This is a genomic window from Klebsiella sp. 2680 (assembly GCF_900198535.1).
In the GTDB taxonomy this organism is placed as follows: Bacteria; Pseudomonadota; Gammaproteobacteria; order Enterobacterales; family Enterobacteriaceae; genus Klebsiella; species Klebsiella indica.
Genome location: NZ_FZNJ01000001.1, coordinates 1468765 through 1487615, shown reverse-complemented (window position 1 = coordinate 1487615; position 18851 = coordinate 1468765). Strand labels below are relative to the sequence as shown.

General features: G+C 53.7%; 17 protein-coding genes. 9 read left to right on the top strand and 8 right to left on the bottom strand.

Features of this window, described 5'->3' with window-relative positions; all coding sequences use genetic code 11:
- Window positions 1-7: 7 nt before the first annotated feature.
- Window positions 8-1792 carry an aryl-sulfate sulfotransferase gene (locus FN037_RS07035; protein WP_142501815.1) on the top strand — a complete coding sequence of 595 codons (1785 nt, stop codon included), beginning with the start codon at window positions 8-10 and terminating at the stop codon, window positions 1790-1792.
- Between the two features lie 257 nt (window positions 1793-2049).
- Window positions 2050-2712, top strand: a complete 663-nt coding sequence (locus FN037_RS07030) for an HAD family phosphatase (protein WP_142501814.1) — start codon at window positions 2050-2052, stop codon at window positions 2710-2712.
- Window positions 2713-2815: 103 nt separating this feature from the next.
- On the opposite strand, the gene phnE (FN037_RS07025) is transcribed toward FN037_RS07030, so the two are convergent.
- The 4 genes from phnE (FN037_RS07025) to phnC form a co-directional block, all read right to left on the bottom strand.
- The gene (gene phnE, locus FN037_RS07025; RefSeq protein ID WP_142501813.1) at window positions 2816-3697 is read right to left on the bottom strand and encodes a phosphonate ABC transporter, permease protein PhnE; all 882 of its coding nucleotides are present in this window, start codon (window positions 3695-3697) and stop codon (window positions 2816-2818) included.
- Window positions 3694-4566 carry a phosphonate ABC transporter, permease protein PhnE gene (phnE, locus tag FN037_RS07020; protein ID WP_138363193.1) on the bottom strand — a complete coding sequence of 291 codons (873 nt, stop codon included), beginning with the start codon at window positions 4564-4566 and terminating at the stop codon, window positions 3694-3696. Before phnE (FN037_RS07020) ends, phnE (FN037_RS07025) begins: the two co-directional genes overlap by 4 nt.
- Before the next feature lie 64 nt (window positions 4567-4630).
- Window positions 4631-5572, bottom strand: coding sequence for a phosphonate ABC transporter substrate-binding protein (gene phnD, locus FN037_RS07015; RefSeq protein ID WP_138363192.1), 942 nt, complete (start codon window positions 5570-5572; stop codon window positions 4631-4633).
- Between the two features lie 23 nt (window positions 5573-5595).
- Complete coding sequence (phnC, locus tag FN037_RS07010; protein WP_142501812.1) at window positions 5596-6438, bottom strand: phosphonate ABC transporter ATP-binding protein; 843 nt, start codon at window positions 6436-6438, stop codon at window positions 5596-5598.
- A 968-nt stretch (window positions 6439-7406) separates the two neighbouring features.
- On the opposite strand from phnC, the gene FN037_RS07005 reads away from it, so the two are divergent.
- The 6 genes from FN037_RS07005 to FN037_RS06980 all read left to right on the top strand — a co-directional run bounded on the left by FN037_RS07005 (window position 7407) and on the right by FN037_RS06980 (window position 14492).
- Window positions 7407-7949, top strand: coding sequence for a helix-turn-helix domain-containing protein (locus tag FN037_RS07005; RefSeq protein WP_138363190.1), 543 nt, complete (start codon window positions 7407-7409; stop codon window positions 7947-7949).
- A gap of 173 nt (window positions 7950-8122) precedes the next feature.
- Window positions 8123-8710, top strand: coding sequence for a common pilus major fimbrillin subunit EcpA (locus FN037_RS07000; protein WP_138363189.1), 588 nt, complete (start codon window positions 8123-8125; stop codon window positions 8708-8710).
- A gap of 256 nt (window positions 8711-8966) precedes the next feature.
- Entirely contained in the window at window positions 8967-9635 is a 669-nt protein-coding gene (locus FN037_RS06995) for a hypothetical protein (protein ID WP_138363188.1), read from the top strand.
- Between the two features lie 25 nt (window positions 9636-9660).
- Complete coding sequence (locus FN037_RS06990) at window positions 9661-12186, top strand: fimbrial biogenesis outer membrane usher protein (RefSeq protein WP_142501811.1); 2526 nt, start codon at window positions 9661-9663, stop codon at window positions 12184-12186.
- Window positions 12176-13819 carry a hypothetical protein gene (locus FN037_RS06985; protein WP_142501810.1) on the top strand — a complete coding sequence of 548 codons (1644 nt, stop codon included), beginning with the start codon at window positions 12176-12178 and terminating at the stop codon, window positions 13817-13819. The genes FN037_RS06990 and FN037_RS06985 overlap by 11 nt, the downstream gene beginning before the upstream one ends.
- Window positions 13788-14492 carry a fimbria/pilus periplasmic chaperone gene (locus FN037_RS06980; RefSeq protein WP_142501809.1) on the top strand — a complete coding sequence of 235 codons (705 nt, stop codon included), beginning with the start codon at window positions 13788-13790 and terminating at the stop codon, window positions 14490-14492. The genes FN037_RS06985 and FN037_RS06980 overlap by 32 nt, the downstream gene beginning before the upstream one ends.
- Before the next feature lie 624 nt (window positions 14493-15116).
- Here FN037_RS06980 and FN037_RS06975 read toward each other — a convergent pair.
- From FN037_RS06975 to FN037_RS06960, 4 genes are read right to left on the bottom strand one after another with little or no spacing between them, the layout of a single operon-like run.
- Window positions 15117-15800: an amino acid ABC transporter permease gene (locus FN037_RS06975; RefSeq protein WP_142501808.1), complete on the bottom strand. Its 684-nt coding sequence runs from the start codon at window positions 15798-15800 to the stop codon at window positions 15117-15119.
- The gene (locus tag FN037_RS06970) at window positions 15790-16542 is read right to left on the bottom strand and encodes an amino acid ABC transporter permease (protein ID WP_171034793.1); all 753 of its coding nucleotides are present in this window, start codon (window positions 16540-16542) and stop codon (window positions 15790-15792) included. Before FN037_RS06970 ends, FN037_RS06975 begins: the two co-directional genes overlap by 11 nt.
- Window positions 16539-17357: an amino acid ABC transporter ATP-binding protein gene (locus FN037_RS06965; protein ID WP_138358307.1), complete on the bottom strand. Its 819-nt coding sequence runs from the start codon at window positions 17355-17357 to the stop codon at window positions 16539-16541. Before FN037_RS06965 ends, FN037_RS06970 begins: the two co-directional genes overlap by 4 nt.
- Before the next feature lie 14 nt (window positions 17358-17371).
- Entirely contained in the window at window positions 17372-18181 is an 810-nt protein-coding gene (locus tag FN037_RS06960; RefSeq protein WP_142501807.1) for an ABC transporter substrate-binding protein, read from the bottom strand.
- 381 nt (window positions 18182-18562) lie between these two features.
- Between FN037_RS06960 and FN037_RS06950 the strand changes: the two genes are divergently transcribed.
- Window positions 18563-18742 carry a hypothetical protein gene (locus FN037_RS06950; RefSeq protein ID WP_142501805.1) on the top strand — a complete coding sequence of 60 codons (180 nt, stop codon included), beginning with the start codon at window positions 18563-18565 and terminating at the stop codon, window positions 18740-18742.
- The last annotated feature ends 109 nt before the right edge of the window (window positions 18743-18851 follow it).

Here is an 18851-nt window from a genome sequence, read left to right as displayed (position 1 = left end):
GCAACACATGGGACATCCTTCTGTCTATCCGACTGGCGCCACGCTTTACGATCCCCAGCGCGCCTGGAGCGGCTACACCCTTTTCCAGGCGACGGAATACGGCGCGGTACTGGTGGATATGAACGGTCACATCGTGCGTGAATGGCCTGAACTGCACGGCTTTCCCAATAAAATTCTGCCCGGCGGCACGATCCTTGGTCACAGCGGTGAGCGTGACCCGCGCTACGGTATGCAGGATATGCTCGACCTGATTCAGGTGGACTGGGAAGGTAACGTGACCTGGAAATTCGACCGTTACGAGCAGGTGAGCGACCCCGGCAATGAAACACGCTGGATGGCGCGCGCGCATCACGATTATCAGCGTGCGGGCAATCCGGTGGGTTACTACGCGCCGGGGCTGGAGCCGCAGGTTGAGGGAGGCAACACCCTGATCCTCGCCCATACCAATCTGGTTAATGACGCGATCTCCGACAAGCTGCTGCTGGATGACGTGATTATTGAAGTCGACTGGCAGGGTAATGTTGTATGGGAGTGGCGCTGCAGCGATCATTTTCACGAACTGGGATTCGACGACGCGGCGCGCACTGCGCTGTACAATAATCCAAACATGCGTGCCAGCGGCGGCGGAATGGGCGACTGGATGCATATCAACTCGATGTCGGCGTTAGGACCGAATAAATGGTATGACGCCGGTGATGCGCGCTTCCATCCCGATAATATTATCTGGGACGCCCGCGAATCCAACATTATCGCCATCATTGATAAGCCGAGCGGCAAGATCGTCTGGCAGCTTGGCCCGGACTACAGCAAACCGGAGCTGAAGCATATCGGCTGGATTATCGGCCAGCACCATGCGCATATGATCCCGCAAGGGCTGCCGGGCGCGGGCAATATCCTGATTTTCGATAACGGCGGCTGGGCCGGATACGGCGCGCCAAATCCGGCGTCGGCGGACGGGGTGAAAAACGCCTGGCGCGACTACTCCCGAATACTTGAGATCAATCCACTGACTCTCGATATTGAGTGGCGCTATTCGCCTTATGAGGCGTCTCTGCCGCAGCCAACCGACTCTTACCGTTTCTACAGCCCCTATATCAGCAATATGCAACGTCTGGAAAACGGTAATACCCTGATTAACGAAGGTTCGAATGGCCGCATTTTTGAAGTAACCCGCGACCATGAGATCGTCTGGGAATATATTTCGCCGTTCTGGGGCAAAACGCTGAACAACAATATGGTTTATCGCGCTTACCGTATCCCTTACGCCTGGATACCGCAGCTCGCACAGCCCCAGGAAACGCCGATTGTGGCGGTGGATGTGCGTACCCTGCGTCAGCCCGGCGCGGCGGCGGGTCCGGCGCAGAGCGTGGTGCGGGTAGCAGGCGTAAAACCATACAGTAAAAGCGCCGATGCGTTATGTGTGGCGACCGATAATGACACGTTGCGCCGCAGCCCGAAACTGTTCCGCGTTGCGGAAAGCGCGTTCAGGCCGATAAGCGCGGCGAGCGAGCTGGAGAGCGGTCAGCCAATACTATTATTTGTTGGCGCGGAGCGCTGTGTGCATTGCCGCAAACTCTGGCAACAGCTGGGAAATCAAAAAATTAGCCAGCGGACCGCTCAGCTTGATACGCGTTATCTGGATGCCGACCAGCATCAGGCGCTGGCGAGCGAGCTGGGCGTTCGAGGATTGCCGACGCTATTGCTGTTAAAACCGGGGCAACCGACAGTCCGCGCGCCTGCGCAGGCCTCGGTGGAAAGTCTATTCGACTGGCTCAATAGCGCACTGGCATGATCCGGTGATAGCGCCCTTTTATCCTGCGTTGTGGCGCCTGTAAGTGGTTTTTATCGCTACGTCAGCGTGGTTTTGATCATCTTTGTGGGTCGACCATCGAGATGCTGGCGATACTTGCGGGATAATGTCGCTGTTTTGCGCGGCGAAAGTGAACGCCGCGCTGCCCGTAATCCGGGCATTTCGCCCGCGTCATTCTCTTGTCACTGTTCTTGACGCATACTCTCGCGAGACCATCTGCTGATTATGGAAAACGAACGATGAGTAAAAGACTGACAATTTTCGATCTGGATAACACCTTAATTAAGGGCGATAGCAGCACGGTGTGGAGTCGCTTTATGGTGCGTGAAGGCTGGGTGAACGATCCGGACTATCTGGCGCGTGAAGCGAAGATGATGGCCGACTACGATTGCGGCGAAATGAATATCGCCGATTACGTGGCTCTGATTCAGGCGCCGCTGATCGGTGTAGCCAGGCCGGAAGTGGATAGCCTGCTGGCGCGCTGCGTTCGCGAAGAGATCGTGCCGCGCGTTTATTCGCAGGCGTGGGACGTTATTCGGACACAACAGGCGCGAGGCGAACAGATGCTGATTATCTCCGCATCGGTTAGCCTGCTGGTGCAGGCGGTCGCGAAGGAACTGGGCATTGCACAGGCGCTGGGGATTGATGTGGAGATGGTTGACGGCGGCTATAGCGGCGTGATTGCCGGCACGCCGAGCTATCAGCAGGGGAAGGTGGTGCGTCTGGCGCAGTGGCGACAGGCGCACCCCGAATACTCAGGCGAGACGACGTTCTATACCGATTCGATTAACGACCTGCCGCTGTGTCTGCATGTCGACCACGTGCGGCTGGTCAACCCTTGCCCGCAGCTGATAGCGGCGAATGTGCAGTATCAGTGGCCGGTGCTGGAGTGGCGGTTGTGATTTCCCCGGCGCTAAATGCGTTATCCGGGTTACCTGTTCGTGCGGTCAGGTAGCCCGGAAGACGCAGCACGCCGCCTCCGGGAATGTTGTTGTGCTCGCGCAACTAATCAGGTTTAAACAACGGCACCACGCTACCGCCGATATAGCGGCGGCGCAGCCAGGCGGAAAGCGTATCCATCACCATCACCACCGCGACCAGAATCAGGGTGATAAACATCACGACATCCCAGTTCCATAAGCGCATATTTTCCGCGTAAATCAGGCCGATGCCGCCCGCGCCGACAAAACCGAGTACCGCGGCTGAACGGGTATTGGATTCAATCTGATACAGACTCAGCGCCAGAAACGTCGGGAAAGATTGAGTGAAAATGCTAAAGCGATGTTTCTGTAAACCGTTGGCGCCTACTGCGGTTAGCCCGCGACCCGGCGCGCGGTCAACCGCCTCATGTCCTTCGGCATACAGACGACCCAGCAGACCGGTATCCTGCATGATAATCGCCAGTACCCCGGCCATCGGCCCGAGCCCGACGGCGCGGACAAAAATCAACCCCCAGATCGCCATATCAATCCCGCGCAGGATATCAAACAATCGGCGCATCAGCAGAGCGATAATCCCCGGAATAACGCCGCGCATAATGTTGCGTGCGGCAAGAAATGAGAGCATGAGGGCGATCACCGTTGCGGTAATTGTGCCGGCAAAAACGATAGCCAGGGTAATGGCGATTTGCGTGAAATAATAACCGAACGGCCAGTTGAAAAAATCATGCCAGACGAACATCCGCAGCAGATAGCGACCGATTTGCTGAACCCCGGTGATGAGTTGCTGGCCGCTGATGCCGAATTGCATAAAAAACCAGACATAATAGAGCACGCAGGTCAGCGTCAGCAGGGCGACATAGCGCAGATAGCGTCCCTGGACCTGATACAAATCTTGATGCTGGCGACGGCTGGCGGCGATATCCGGTTGGTTCTGCCACTGACTCATTGTTTCCCCTCCACAACCCAGCGCCGCAGACGGCCGGACAGAATATCCAGCAGCGACACCACGATAATAATCAACAACAGCGTAATGCTGACCTGATCGTAACGATCCAGTTTGATATTGGTCATCAACTCCTGGCCGATACCTCCGGCGCCCACCAGACCAAGAATGGTTGAGGAGCGGAAGTTAATTTCCAGACGCATAAAACCGTAGGAGAGAAAAATAGGTTTCACCTGAGGCCACAGAGCGAAACGGATGCGCTGCAACCGAGACGCGCCGCAGGCGGCCAGGCCGCGGACCGGTTTATCCTGTGCGCTCTCTACCGCTTCATAAAACAGCTTGGTCAGGCTGCCGATGGTGTGCAACATTAAGGCCAGAAAGCCGGGGATCGCCCCGATGCCAAAGGCCATGACGAAAATGACCGCCCACGCCAGTTCCGGCATGGTGCGCAGAAAAGCCACCAGCACGCGCACGGTAAAGCGCAGCGGGGCCGGGGACCAGGCGTTATTGGCGGCGACAAACGCCAGCACCGTGGCGCTTGCCACAGCCACCAGCGTGGACGCCAGCGCCAGCTGTAGCGTCTCCCAGATCAGCGGCAGTTGTATCGGCAGACGATAGCCCCACCAGGCCAGCGAACCTTTGGTGTGCGAATCGGCAAACAGTTCGGCAACATGGAGAGTTGGCAAGGTTTCAAGCATGTAATCGAGAAAGTTGGGCAGCGAATGCCAGATCGTAAAGAGATTAAATTCCGCCATATTGCCAGCGGCGAAATAGAGCACCAACAGTAGCACTGACCAGCTGAAAGTATCGCGCTTTTGCCGCGCGCGAACCTGCTGATAATAGCGTTCAAATTCGGTATGAGTGTTATTCATGTGTCGCGATGTCTCTACCAGTCGCCGCCGGCGATAAGTGCCGGGCGGCGGCATCAGGGCGGGGTTAACGTGCGTTAACCAGTTCGCGTTTCATATCAATGATCTGCTGGAAATCAGCCACGCTGCCCGGGCCGATATGTTGCGTACCGCCCATCGCTTTGATGAAACAGGCGTGATCGTCAGTATCCAGCTTTTTAATCGCGGTGATGACTTTGGCTTTAAAGTCCGCTGGCAGGGCGTTGCTGACCAGAATCGGGCCATTTGGGATCAGCGGTGATTTCCAGATAATACGGATTTGCTTCATCAGGTCCGGGTGATCCATACGAATCAGACGGTTGAAGGCGCCGACGCTGTAGCCGGTATTATAGTCGCCCACCATTGACGTCCAGGTTACCGCGCCGGCAAACTGGCCGTTCAGCACGCCAAGAATGTCCTGTTCGTGCCCGCCGGAGAAGGTCACGCTGGAGAAAAAGTGGTTATATTCATTATCCGAGGTGCCGCCGAACTGCTGTTTAAACGCGTGGTTCGGAATTAAAAAACCGGAAGTGGAATCCGGGTCGGCGAAGCCAAACGCTTTGCCTTTCAGGTCTTCTAACTTTTTATACGGGCTGTCCGCTTTAACAATCACCACCGAGTGGTAGCCGCGGGACTGATCTTTATCATCCACGGCAATCCCCACAATATCGACGGCCTTTGGATTATTAAGATAAACCGAGGCGTACGATGAGGGGGACATACTTAATACCACGTCAACTTTGCCGCCCAGCAGGCCCTGGATAACGCCGGAATAGTCGGAAGAGTTACGTAATTTCGTATCGACGTTCAGCGCTTTATCCAGGAACTGTTTAACGCACTGGTTATCACCAATTTGCTGCGTTGCGTTCTGACCGCCAAGGATACCCAGATTTAACTCCTTCGGTTGTTCAGCGGCGCTTGCCTGCCACGCCATCATAATGCCTGCAACCGCTGCGGATAAACGAACTGCGCCAGTGATGTACTTTTTCATTATTTTGTCCGTGTGAGTGAAATTTAATGCAATTGGCTAATTTCATCGCCATACAGCCGTTGCAGAATATCCTGACTAAGCTGAGTGGGATGGTCGTCAAAAATAATCTTGCCTTTGGCTACGCCAATAACCCGGGTGCAATATTCACGCACCAGCTCCACCGAATGCAGGTTTACCATCACGCTGATACCCTGTTCGCTAATTTCGCGAAGAACATTCATGATGCGCTGGGTATTTTTCGGATCCAGAGAGGCGACCGGTTCATCGGCCAGTAAAATTCGGGGGCTTTGCATCAGCGCCCGGCAGATAGCGACGCGCTGCATCTGACCGCCGGAGAGGTTTTCCGCCCGTTGTAGCGCGTGGGGCAGCATATTCATCCACTCCAGCAGGGAGATAGCGCGGGCCCGGTCGGCATCAGAAAAGATTTTGAATAATGATTTCAGAGTTGAGGTCTGGCTTAGCCGTCCCAGCAACACATTGGTTAAAACGTCAAGGCGCGGGACCAGACAGAAGTCCTGAAAGATCATTCCGCACTGGCTACGCCAGGCGTTTAATGCACGCCCTGACAGCGTTGAGATTTCCTGCGCCGCCCCGACTTCCGGATAGCTCAGGATCTCGCCGCCGCTGGCCCTATGGGTGCCATTCAGTACATGCAAGAGGGTCGATTTTCCGGCGCCGGATCGACCAATTACGCCAACTAACTCGCCGGCATAAAGATCAAAACTGATGCTATCCAGCACGGTTTGTTGTGCACTGTAGGATTTACTCAGATTCTGTACGCTCAGGACCTTTCGTTGTCGGTGAGTCAATGGGGGGAAAAATTGCTGATAGTCGCTTTCCACAACCGCAGCCAGAGAACTGTTCATAAACGTGTCCGGGTTTGTCATTCAACTGGACACTATTTATGGCGTTTTATATGACGGCCCGATGACAGTAAGACGAACAAATAATGAACTCGCCAGTGGCCGGTGAAAGGAGCACCCTCTTATATTATGCGGCTTGCGTCACGGCCTCCCTTCTCAGGATTCGCGTCAGTGTTGTTCAACGTTGTTTAACAATGAACGTCACGGTCAGTAGAGGAGGTAAAGCCGTCTTAACGGGCTTTGGACGCAACGACGACACCATAACCTGATACGGGACATCGCCTGATGCCTGCAATTTGAATTGTGCAGGAGGGGATTTTAAGAATTTTCATCACAGGCTTCAGATTTTTAGCGGGACGCGCTGATAACGACGCTGTTGTATGCTGTTGTGATGTATCTTGCATGATGTTGGATATAGATTATACGGTTGCGATTGATTTTTATTATCGTTCATGGAATTTTAATCTTTTTTAATTATTTTTTATGGTTTTTAATTTTATTAATTAAGTTAAATTTCTTTATTTTATTCTTTATTGTTTGTGTTTTATAGTTTTAAATTCTTTTTTAGTTGATGTTTTTTGTTATTTTTATTTTTTGAGTGAATATTTTTGTGAGAATAGTCTTAATAGATTATGGCTAAGATCCTGGTAAATATAATAATCATTTAAGAACCAGCGTGCAGGCGACTAATAACCACATGAAAGTAAATGATTTTTATGTTTAACGTAATATTCTTATTTTTATTATTTAGATATCATTTGGGTAGATTGTCATTTATCCTTTTTCACACTTATTGACACCCGTGGAGAAAAATCCTAAATTCTGAAACACAACAAACAGATGTTTTTAGTATTCTTTGCCTCAGGTGACCTTTTTTCAAAGAGGAATTGACAAAATTATATTTTGCAGGCCAGGACTGTCAGCGGTGTTGTGATATGTTCGAGATTTCCAGGACTATGGGGTTGACTTATATGGAACGTAAATGCTCTCTGAGCAAATGCATCTGGCCGGCGCATGATAAATATTTTTTGAAGGGACTCTCCGAGCTGATACTGGATATTGATAGCTTAATTTATTTATCACTTGAAAAAGTGTGCAAAGAATTTGTTTTTATTAACCTTAGCGCCAGTTCGTTGAATTATTTTATTCGTCGCGATAATGAGTGGCTGGCAGAAATGAAGGGAAAACAAATTGTACTTATTGCGGCAAGGCGCTCTGAGGCTCTGGCTAATTATTGGTACTACAATAGCGCAATTCGTGGCGTAGTCTACGTCGACCTAACTAATAATATTCGTCAGGATCTGGCCTACGTTATTAATGGCCGTTTTCTGAGGAAGGATATCAAGAAAGAAAAGATCACCAACAGGGAAATGCAAATAATTCGCATGACGGCGCAAGGAATGCATCCGAAATCTATCGCCAGAATTGAGAATTGCAGCGTGAAGACGGTTTATACCCATCGCCGGAATGCCGAAGCCAAACTGTATTCAAAAATACATAAATTAGCGCTTTAGCGGTCTGATTATTTTTTTGTGAACGTAATTTTTAAATATGTGCGCAAGGTCATTATACCGCCAGTCATTCAGGTCACAGGCAATATTTATATGGCCTGAGCCCTGAATAATGGCGGGAAATGCGCACAGAAGTGGGACATCGGGTCTCTCATTAAACTCAGGAAGAAAATGCTATGAAAAAAAAGGTTCTTGCAATTGCTCTGGTCACTGCGTTTGCCGGTGTGGGGGTTGCTCAGGCAGCAGATGTGACTGCTCAGGCAGTCGCAACCTGGTCGGCAACCGCTAAAAAGGATACCACCAGTAAGCTGGTGGTGACGCCGCTGGGCAGCCTGGCTTTCCAGTATGCCGAAGGCATTAAAGGATTTAATACGCAGAAAGGTCTGTTTGATGTGGCTATTGAAGGTGATACCACCGCCACCGCGTTTAAACTGACGTCCCGCCTGCTGACTAATACCCTGACTCAACTGGATACCTCCGGTTCCACTCTCAGCGTCGGCGTTGATTATAACGGCGTGGCAGTCGAAAAAACGGGTGACACCACCATGATTGATACGGTTACGAACACGCTGGGTGGTAATCTCAGCGCGCTGTCCACTGGCTATAACGCTTCTGGCCGTACAACTGCGCAGGACGGCTTCACGTTCTCCATCATCAGCGGTACCACTGATGGTACGACTGCTGTGACGGATTTCAGCACGCTGCCGGAAGGTATCTGGAGTGGTGACGTCAGCGTCCAGTTCGACGCGACCTGGACCAGCTGATCCGACTATAGCCTCGGTCAGGGGGAAGCCCCTGCCTGAGGCTGATGACAAATCTGGAACAGATATTGTGCTCGTATTTCCGTCAGGTGGCGGCTAATGCCTGGTTGGGTCTACAAAACCAACAATATCATTATGTTATGTGTTTTTCGTAGGCCCGAGTAAGCGAAGCGCCACCGGGCAATTTCAGAACAACGTACTTTGTCAGCAATTTGAGGCAAGGGGGAAGCCCAGGCCTTATTTCACGGACTGAATTCATATGAAAAATCACATTCTGGCCATCGGCCTGTTGCTTAGTGGAATGACGCCAGCCCTGGCGCTGGATGTGGGCGACATCTCCTCATTTATAAACAGCGACAGCAGTACGTTAAGCAAAGAGATCAGAAATACAACCGACAGCGGTCGCTTAGTCAATATACGTATGGAGCGCCTCAGCTCACCGCTTGATGACGGCAACGTGATCCCGATGGATAAGCCGGATGAAATTTTACTGACCCCTGCCAGCCTGTTGCTGCCTGCACAAGCCAACGACGTGATCCGTTTTTTCTATAAAGGTCCGGCGGACGATAAAGAGCGCTATTACCGCATCGTCTGGTTCGATCAGGCGTTAAGTGACGCTCAGCGCAACAGCGCCGCCCGCAGCGCGGTAGCAACGGCGTCGGCGCGTATCGGCACTATCCTGGTGGTGGCGCCGAGAAAGGTGAATTTCCGCTACCAGTATGCCGACGGAAAGTTGGTGAATACCGGCAACGCCACGCTGCGTATCCTCGCCTATGGGCCGTGCCTGAAGGCGGCTGAGGGGAAAGAGTGCAAGGAAAACTACTTCCTGATGCCGGGAAAAGAACGTCGCTTTACGCGTGTCAACGTGGCGGATAAAAGAGGGCGGGTCGCGCTCTGGCAGGGCGAGCAGTTTGTTCCCGTGAAATAGACATCTGTGCTAATGGACCACGATTATGTCTCTACCAGGGATTACCACAGGACTAAAAACGCTCCTTGCCTCGGGCATGGTTATTTTGTTCGTTCCACCCGGCGTCACCGCCGCTGTCGATAAGGTACAACAAATTGGCGGCGTGATGATTCCGCAGGCCTTCAGTCAGGCGCTGCAGGACGGGATGAGCATTCCTCTGTTTATTCACCTCGAAGGTAGCCGCGGTACTCAGGACGATCAGCGGATCGGCAACGCCTTTATCTGGCTGGATAATGACGTTCTGCGCGTACGGCAGATTCAACTGGAAGAAAAAGAGAATAACGCCACGGTCAGCGAGCAGACCCGCAAACAGCTGACAGCGCTAACCAATGAAGCTTTCAGCAAAGAACTGAACATTAACCTGACCGACAACGCGCAGTTGCAGCTCAGTCTGCGCCAACTGCTGCTGCAACTGGTGGTGAAAAAAGAGGCCCTGGGCACTGTACTGCGTTCGCGCAGTGAAGATATCGGCCAGTCCAGCGTTCATTCGCTCAGCAGTACCCTGAACTATAACCTCGGGATTTATAACAATCAGATGCGTAATGGGGGCAATAACACCTCCAGCTACCTGTCGCTGAATAACGTCACCGCGCTGCGCGAACACCATGTGGTGCTGGATGGATCGTTGTATGGCATAGGTTCCGGTCGCCAGGACAGCGAAGTGTATAAGGCGATGTATGAGCGTGATTTTGCCGGTCATCGCTTTGCTGGTGGGATGCTGGATACGTGGAACCTGCAGTCTCTTGGTCCGATGACCGCCATTTCAGCAGGGAAGATCTACGGTGTTTCGTGGGGCAACCAGGCCAGCTCAACGGTGTTCGATAATACCCAGTCGGCCACGCCGGTCGTGGCTTTTTTACCCGCAGCCGGGGAAGTTCATCTTACTCGCGACGGGCGGCTGATGAGCGTACAGAACTTCGCGATGGGTAACCATGAAGTGGACACCCGCGGCCTGCCCTACGGGATCTATGATATTGACGTTGAAGTGATTGTGAACGGGCGGGTCGTCAGTAAACGTACGCAGCGGGTCAACAAGCTCTTCAGCCGCGGGCGCGGGGCCGGCGCGCCGTTGGCCTGGCAGTTCTGGGGAGGCAGTTTTCATATGGACCGCTGGTCCGGAGGCGGTAAGACGTCGCAGCCCGCAAAAGAGAGCTGGCTGGCCGGGGCTTCGGCCTCTGGCTCGGTTAGCGCGCTGAGCTGGTCAGCGACCGGCTACGGCTACGATAACAACGCTGTTGCTGAGACGCGACTGACGTTACCGCTGACGGAATCCGTCAACGTGAACCTGCAAAATATGCTGGCCAGCGACCGTTCCTGGAGCAATGTTGCCAGCATTAGCGTCACCTTACCCGGTGGGTTCAGTTCACTGTGGGTCAACCAGGAGAAAACCCATATTGGCGATCGGATACGGCGCAGCAATGCTGATAACCGGGCGATCGGCGGTACGCTGAACCTGAATGCGCTGTGGTCTAAACTGGGCACATTCAGCGTCAGTTATAACGACGATCGGCGTTATAACAGTCACTACTACACCGCCGATTACTACCAGACGCTCTACACCGGCACCTGGGGCTCGTTGGGCATGCGCGCAGGGATCCAGCGTTTTAATAATGGCGATAGCAGCGCCAGCACCGGGAAATATATTGCGCTGGATTTCTCGCTGCCGCTCGGTAACTGGTTCAGCGCCGGAATGACGCACCAGAACGGCTATACCATGGCTAACCTGTCGGCGCGTAAGCAGTTTGATGAAGGCAGCATTCGTACCATCGGCGCGAATATCTCGCGGGCCATTTCCGGCGATACCGGGGATGACAAAACCCTCAGCGGCGGCGCCTACGCCCAGTTTGATACCCGCTATTCCAGCGGCACGCTAAATGTGAACAGCAGCGCGGACGGCTATGTGAATACCAATCTGACCGCCAATGGCAGCGTTGGCTGGCAGGGGAAAAATATCGCCGCCAGCGGGAGAACCGATGGCAACGCCGGGGTGATTTTCAATACCGGTCTTGAGGATGACGGCAAGCTGAGCGCCAGAGTTAATGGGCGCATTGTCCAGCTCTCCGGTAATCGTAATTACCTGCCGTTGTCGCCGTATAGTCGTTATGAAGTGGAACTGCAGAACAGTAAAAATTCGTTTGACAGCTACGACATTGTTACCGGTCGCAAGAGTCATCTGACCCTTTATCCGGGGAATGTGGCGGTGATTGAACCGGAGGTAAAACAAATGGTGACGGTTTCCGGGCGCATCCGCGCTGAAGACGGCACGCTGCTGGCCAACGCGCACATTAATAACCATATCGGTCGCACCCGTACCGACGATAAGGGCGAGTTCGTGATGGATGTCGATAAAAAATATCCGACCATTGATTTCAGCTACGGCAAGAACCAGCGCTGTGAAGTCGCGCTGGAACTCAGCCAGGCACGCGGCGCAGTGTGGGTGGGCGATGTGGTTTGTACGGGGCTCTCCACCTGGGCCAGCGTACAGCCGACAGGAGAAGGTAATGAAAGCTAAGTGGCTGGCATGTTTTATCATGTTAACGGTGTCGCTGTGCGTGGCACGAACTTATGCGGCGGTGACGAAGACCGTCTTGAGCGATGCGCCCGCCATGTCATTCGTGTTCGTTGAAAACAACTCCGATGATAACTTTTTTGTCACCCCCGGAGGTGGGCTGGATCCGCGATTGACAGGCGCTAACCGCTGGACCGGGCTGAAATACACGGGTTCGGGTACGATTTATCAGCAGAGCCTGGGTTATATCGATAACGGTTACAACACCGGTCTGTACGCCAACTGGTATTTCGATATGTGGCTGGATAACTCGCCGGCGTCCCATCCCCTGCTCGGTCTGCGCTGTATCAACTGGTATTCGGGCTGCGATATGGCCACCAGCCTGATCCAGCCGCAAACCACCGATGCCAATGGTTTCTATGGCGTGACGGTGACGCCCGGCGGACAAAAATGGATGCATGGCATGATGTCCGACGCGTTCTATCAATATCTGCAACAGATGTCGGTAGGCAGCAGCTTTTCCATGACCATTAATGCCTGCATGACGTCGATCGGCTATGACGCCAGTAACGGCGGGCGATGTAAAGATCAGGATTCAGGCTACTGGTATGTGCGTACCGTTACGCATACCAAAGCGGCAAACCTGAAGTTAATTAACACCCATGCGCTGGCGGAAGTTTTTATTAACAGCGACGGGGTGCCGACCCTGGGCGAAGGTAATGCCGATTGCCGGACGCAGACCATTGGTAGCCTTGCTGGTCTGAGCTGCAAAATGGTTAACTACAGCTTGCAAACGAATGGTCTGAGTAATACTTCCATTCATATTTTTCCGGCGATTAGCAACTCGTCGTTGTCCTCAGCGGTGGGAGCCTATGATATGCAGTTCAGCCTCGATGGAAATTCGTGGCGGCCGGTGAGCGGCACGGCCTATTATTATACATTTAATGATATGAAGTCTGCGGACGCAATCTATGTCTTCTTCTCCAGTAATTTCTTTAAACAGATGGTGGCGTTAGGGATCAGCGATATCAATACCAAAGATCTGTTTAACTTCCGCTTTCAAAACACCACGTCACCGGAATCGGGCTGGTATGAGTTTTCCACCTCCAACTCGCTGGTTATTAAACCGCGTGATTTTAGTATCAGCATTATTTCCGATGAATACACGACTGCGCCGACGCGTGAAGGTTACGTTGGCAGCGGCGAACCGTCTCTGGACTTTGGCTATATCGTCACCACCAGCGGCCAGACTGCCGCCGATGAAGTGCTGATTAAAGTGACCGGCCCCTCGCAGGTTATTGGCGGACGCGCATACTGTATTTTTAGCTCATCAGACGGGGTAACGCGGGTACCGTTCCCGGCGACGCTCTCATTTCTTACGCAGAGTGGAACCACCAGAACCTATGACGCCGGGTGTGATGACAGCTGGCGCGATATGACCGACGCGCTCTGGTTAACCACCCCGTGGACCGATATTTCCGGCGATGTCGGGCAAATGGACAAAACAACGGTGAAATTTTCGATCCCCATGGATAACGCAATATCGCTGCGTACGGTAGAAGATAACGGCTGGTTTGGTGAAGTGAGCGCATCGGGAGAGATTCATGTCCAGGCGACATGGCGTAACATCAATTAACTGGCGGCGGATGGCCTTCTGCTTGCTGATCCTGTGGATAGCGCCAGGGGTACAGGCCATCTCTGTCGGTAACTTAACCTTTTCGCTGGCGGCGGATGCGGAGTTTGCCGCGAAGCGTGTGGTGAACAATAACAAAAGCGCGCGTCTGTACCGGATTTCGATTGTCGGTATCGACCGCCCTGGCGGCAAAGAAGTGCGCTCTCGCCCGGCGGACGGTGAACTGCTGTTTGCGCCACGTCAGCTTACGTTGCAGGCGGGAGAGAGCGAGTACTTTAAGTTTTACTACCACGGTCCGAAGGACAACCGCGAGCGCTATTACCGGGTTTCCTTTCGTGAAATTCCGACCCGTAATTACGTGATGCGCACTGACAGCGGTACGCAGATCAGTATGGATCCGGTGGTGGTGATGGAGACCATTCTGGTCGTACGTCCGCGTCAGGTCCAGTTTAAATGGGCCTATGACCGCGCGGCGGGCACCGTCAGCAATACCGGGAATACCTGGTTTAAGCTGCTGATCAAGCCTGGCTGCGATACCACGGAAGAAGAAGGGGATGCATGGTATTTACGGCCCGGCGACGTTGTCCGCCAGGCTTCACTGCGCCAGCCTGGCAATCATTACATCATCTATAACGATAAATTTATTAAAATGACCAAAGATTGCCCGGTGAAGTAGCCGGGCCATTTTTCGCAATGCCGTTCACTTAAGCAAATCATCGGTGTTGTCTTTTGTTTTATTTGCCTGTGGCAATCGCATTATCGGTGGTTTAAACGAAAATCTGATTCGGTTGATTCGCTTACTGAGCTGATACGGGCTGAAATATAAAGGATATGACTTTTTTTATGATTTTCAGCCTCTGAAAAGCCACTGACGAATAACGGACTCACCGCATGGGGGTTGGGCGCATCAAGGAAACCTGGCGAGAACGCAGGCGCGCATCCAGGACTGGCCGCCAGGACGGCGGCCAGAGGGCGGGTCGAGACAGGGACGTCGAGTCCCGCCCGGTCCGCCAGATGAAGCCGGAGTGGAGCGGACCGCGCAGCGGCAGGTTTTCAGCGCCATGCCGGGGGTGCAGGGGGACGGGCGAAACGTCCCCCTGCCCGTTCACACGCTGTGGATATAACGAATATCCGCGAGTTTATAGTGAACGGAACAGACCACGGAATCTGAATGGGTGAAAACGAAAAATGCGTCATGCTCGCCAGAACCACCGATTGACAGAACCGCTCAGCCAGCCATAAACGCAACTGACAGCCCTTAACTGATCAGCATTAGGCCATCTTTCGCCATTTGCGACGTTTATACGGAACGTCTCGCATACTGACGATTCGCCAGCAGGTTCAGGCAACAACACAGCAGATAGTAAACCGCGCCGGTAAAGACAAAAATTGCCAACGGGTAAATCTGTACCCGGTTATTCACCTGTCCGGCGACGGTGGTGAGTTCCGGCACGTTAACAATAAAGGCCAGTGAAGTGTCCTTTAACAGGCCGAGAAATATCCCCACCAGCGACGGCTGGACGTTGCGTAAAGCCTGTGGCAGCAGGATCAGGCGCAACGTTTGTCCGGAAGAAAACCCCTGGATAAGCGCTGCTTCATATTGCCCACGCGGCAGCGATTGCAGGCCTGCCAGCACTGAATGCATCACTGATGCGGCGGTAAACCAGGCCAGCGCGAGCGTCACAGTCACGGCTCCCGGCAGATCGCTGCCGGTGAGCATCGGCAGCAGATACCAGAGCCAGAAAATCACGAAGATCAGCGGAATACCGCGAATAATCTCTGCCCACAGAAATAACAGCCGCCGTACTATTCCGCTGTAGCGCCAGGCCATGCCCGCCAGCAGGATCCCCCCGGGCAACGCCAGCGCGGCGGCGCCGATCGCCATCAGCAGCGTTAATACCACGCCGCCGGGGATACCGTCCGCCAGCCGTCCCCACAACAGATAATCGAGATTATCCACGATCACTGCCAGATTAGCGTTCATAACGGGCCCTCCCTTGCTGTTTTCGTCCCGGACCCAGTCGCGCCAACACCAGTCCCATTACGATACCCAGAGCCAGATACAGCACGGTACCGATGGCAAAAGCCTCCAGCGCATGGGCATTATAACTTTCAATTTGCCGCACCTGGTAGGTGAGCTCGGCAAAGCCGATACCGCTGGCCAGAGAAGAGAGCTTCATCAGATTCAGATACTGGCCGATGATTGGCTGCCAGGCGTTAGCCAACCCTTGCGGCAGCATAATGTGGCGTAGTTCTTGCCAGGGGGTGAATCCCTGCGATAGCGCAGCTTCTTGCTGGCCGTTGCCGACTGCGCGGAGCCCGGCGGCGATCTCTTCAATCAAAAATGCTGAGATAAAAACCCCGAGTCCCCACATTGAGCAGAGAAATTCCGGCGTTAGCCACCAGACACCGCCCGGCAGAATCGACCAACTGTGATCGTCATTGATAAAATTCTTCACTGTCAGTGGCAGCAGGTTCCAGGCGGCAAAATACCAGAACAACAACTGGACCAGCAGTGGCGTATTGCGGAACAGCGAAACCCAGGCGGCTACCAGCCAACGGCCGGGCCGTCCGCCGCCGAGGCGCAGCGCCAGCAGCAGGACAGCCAGCACGGTTGCCAGAATGATACCGGCGGTGCTAACCCAAATGGTGGTGAGAAAACCGGAGATTATCCATTGCAATGCTTGCCCGCTTAGTACGCCATGCCAGTCGAGATGCGGGATCACGCCTCACTCTCCTGGTGCAGCGGATCAAGCACCTTTTGCAGAAAACGACGGGCGCGGGCGTGCTGAGGCCGGGCGAAAAATTCGGCGGGCGGCGCAACTTCGAGAATATTTCCACCGTCGATAAAGACAACTCGATCGGCAATCTCGCGGGCAAACTGCATTTCGTGCGTTACCACCACCATAGTAATACCGCTATGAGCGAGAGCTTTCATAACCTGTAAGACTTCGCCGATCATCTCCGGGTCCAGCGCCGATGTCGGTTCATCGAACAGGATGATTTGCGGCGAGGAGGCGAGGGCGCGGGCGATCGCCACCCGTTGCTGCTGGCCGCCGGACAGCTGAGCGGGCATTTGCTGTGCTTTATCGGCGAGTCCAACCTGCCTGAGTAACGTCAGAGCCCGCTCGCGGGCGGCGCTTTTCCCCCAGCCATGGACGCGTTCCAGCGCGAGGGTGATATTCTCCTGCGCCGTCAGGTGAGCATAGAGATTAAACTGCTGAAAGACAAAGCCGACCCGGCTGCGTAACTGGCGCAGAGCGCCAGCGGGGAGCTGGCGCGTTGGCTTGCCGTCAATCAGGATCTCGCCGTCGCTCAGGGATTCCAGTTGATTGATCAGGCGGATCAGGGTTGATTTTCCCGATCCCGAAGGACCGAGGATCGCTACCACTTCGCCGGGATCAACCTGTAAATTAATGCTGCTCAGCACCTGATGATCGCCGTAGCTTTTGGCGACATCGCGGAATTCAATGCTGGCGCGCTGCAGATGCGAAAAATCCGCGGAGGATGCCGCGGAGTGTGAAAATAGAGCCGATAACATAATCTCTTTTCTGCTTATTTAGCTTCGATAGTAAAGGCGCGCGGCTGTGGAGTTTTGGTGCCCGGGCCAAACCAGGCGTTGTAAATTTTGCTCGCCTCGCCGGATTTCTCCAGATTCACCAGCTCGTCGTTTACCGCTTTCAGCAGAGCCGGCTCGCCTTTTTTCACGCCGACGCCAATCTCTTCTTTGCTCAGCAGATCGGGAATGATTTTGAAATTAGCCTTGTCCGGCGCTTCCGCCAGCAGCCCGGCAAGGATGGTACTGTCCTGGGTTATCGCCTGCACGTTACCGTTACGCAGGGCGGTCAGCGCCAGCGGAATATCGTCATAAGAGAGCACGCGCGACTGCGGGAAACGCTGATGCAGCGCCTGTTCACCGGTGGTGCCTTTTACCGCGCCGATACGCGCTTTGCTGTAGTCATCAAGCTTATCCGGTGATTTCGCAGGGACAAGGAACTGCTGACCGGTAACGAAATATGGTGTCGAGAAATCAATAACCTGTGCGCGTTCTGGTGTAATGGTGATATCGGCGACGATCAGGTCGGCTTTCCCGGATTGCAGCAGCGGTATGCGGTTGGCTGGGTTGGTGGCGACCAGTTCCAGTTTCACGCCGAGGGATTTCGCCAGTGCTTCGGCGAAATCCACGTCGTAGCCAACGATTTTGTGCGTTTTAGGGTCGACCGATCCAAACGGCGGGTTAGCGTCAAAGGTGGCGACTTTGACCACTCCGGCGGCTTTGATATCTGCCAGTTGATCGGCCTGAGCCTGTGCGGCGAGCAGCAGAATGCCCAGCGCCAGCGCGATTTTTGTTTTTACGATACGCATTAATTTCTCCCTGAATCCCTGTTTTATTTTGTGGCTATCACGCTCCCATAAATCGACCACCTTCGGCAAAGAAGAAAAAGTTCTTATCTATAATGAAAAAGAACTTAACAACGATGGGGATATTGGTTGGCTGGAGCATCCCTTTCGTTTGACATCCGGCGCGATTTTTTCCTCCGGTAGCGAGGTGCTTACCGGGGCTACGGGGCCATGCGGCGTTGGGTTCTGTATTGAGGCGGCAATCCGGTGAAGAGGCCCGGCAGGTAAACGGTCGCCGTAATATGCAATCGGCAGAATTACAAATCAGGAATTGATATTTCTCACCCGTCGTCAACTGTGGTTGAAATAGACGTAAGCAAAGAGGCTTCCTGACGGAGGAGAAAAATGAACGTCGCGCTGCTGTGGCAACGTATAACGGGCTGGCTGGCTTCTTCATCTGACGGTGAAGCCGGACAGCAGGATCCCCAACGAATCATGGAGGCAATATTACCGGTCGCCAGTCTTTACGGAATTGAACTCGGCAACGTGGAAACAAGGTGGTTTCGCCATGATAAAACATACTGAGCGGCGCAGGACGCGTGAAGCCTACTGGAACGAGGTGTGCTTTGTGTAGCGCGAGGCTGTTTGCGGTTGCGGCAACGCAGGAAACGATGCCGCAGCCCTGAATGGCCTG

Excerpts from the sequence above, each read along its gene's own strand:
- FN037_RS07035 (WP_142501815.1), top strand. The coding sequence starts at position 8 with ATGGGACATCCTTCTGTCTATCCGACTGGCGCCACGCTTTACGATCCC.
- FN037_RS07030 (WP_142501814.1), top strand. The coding sequence starts at position 2,050 with ATGAGTAAAAGACTGACAATTTTCGATCTGGATAACACCTTAATTAAG.
- phnE (WP_142501813.1), bottom strand. The coding sequence starts at position 3,697 with ATGAGTCAGTGGCAGAACCAACCGGATATCGCCGCCAGCCGTCGCCAG.
- phnE (WP_138363193.1), bottom strand. The coding sequence starts at position 4,566 with ATGAATAACACTCATACCGAATTTGAACGCTATTATCAGCAGGTTCGC.
- phnD (WP_138363192.1), bottom strand. The coding sequence starts at position 5,572 with ATGAAAAAGTACATCACTGGCGCAGTTCGTTTATCCGCAGCGGTTGCA.
- phnC (WP_142501812.1), bottom strand. The coding sequence starts at position 6,438 with ATGAACAGTTCTCTGGCTGCGGTTGTGGAAAGCGACTATCAGCAATTT.
- FN037_RS07005 (WP_138363190.1), top strand. The coding sequence starts at position 7,407 with ATGGAACGTAAATGCTCTCTGAGCAAATGCATCTGGCCGGCGCATGAT.
- FN037_RS07000 (WP_138363189.1), top strand. The coding sequence starts at position 8,123 with ATGAAAAAAAAGGTTCTTGCAATTGCTCTGGTCACTGCGTTTGCCGGT.
- FN037_RS06995 (WP_138363188.1), top strand. The coding sequence starts at position 8,967 with ATGAAAAATCACATTCTGGCCATCGGCCTGTTGCTTAGTGGAATGACG.
- FN037_RS06990 (WP_142501811.1), top strand. The coding sequence starts at position 9,661 with ATGTCTCTACCAGGGATTACCACAGGACTAAAAACGCTCCTTGCCTCG.
- FN037_RS06985 (WP_142501810.1), top strand. The coding sequence starts at position 12,176 with ATGAAAGCTAAGTGGCTGGCATGTTTTATCATGTTAACGGTGTCGCTG.
- FN037_RS06980 (WP_142501809.1), top strand. The coding sequence starts at position 13,788 with ATGTCCAGGCGACATGGCGTAACATCAATTAACTGGCGGCGGATGGCC.
- FN037_RS06975 (WP_142501808.1), bottom strand. The coding sequence starts at position 15,800 with ATGAACGCTAATCTGGCAGTGATCGTGGATAATCTCGATTATCTGTTG.
- FN037_RS06965 (WP_138358307.1), bottom strand. The coding sequence starts at position 17,357 with ATGTTATCGGCTCTATTTTCACACTCCGCGGCATCCTCCGCGGATTTT.
- FN037_RS06960 (WP_142501807.1), bottom strand. The coding sequence starts at position 18,181 with ATGCGTATCGTAAAAACAAAAATCGCGCTGGCGCTGGGCATTCTGCTG.
- FN037_RS06950 (WP_142501805.1), top strand. The coding sequence starts at position 18,563 with ATGAACGTCGCGCTGCTGTGGCAACGTATAACGGGCTGGCTGGCTTCT.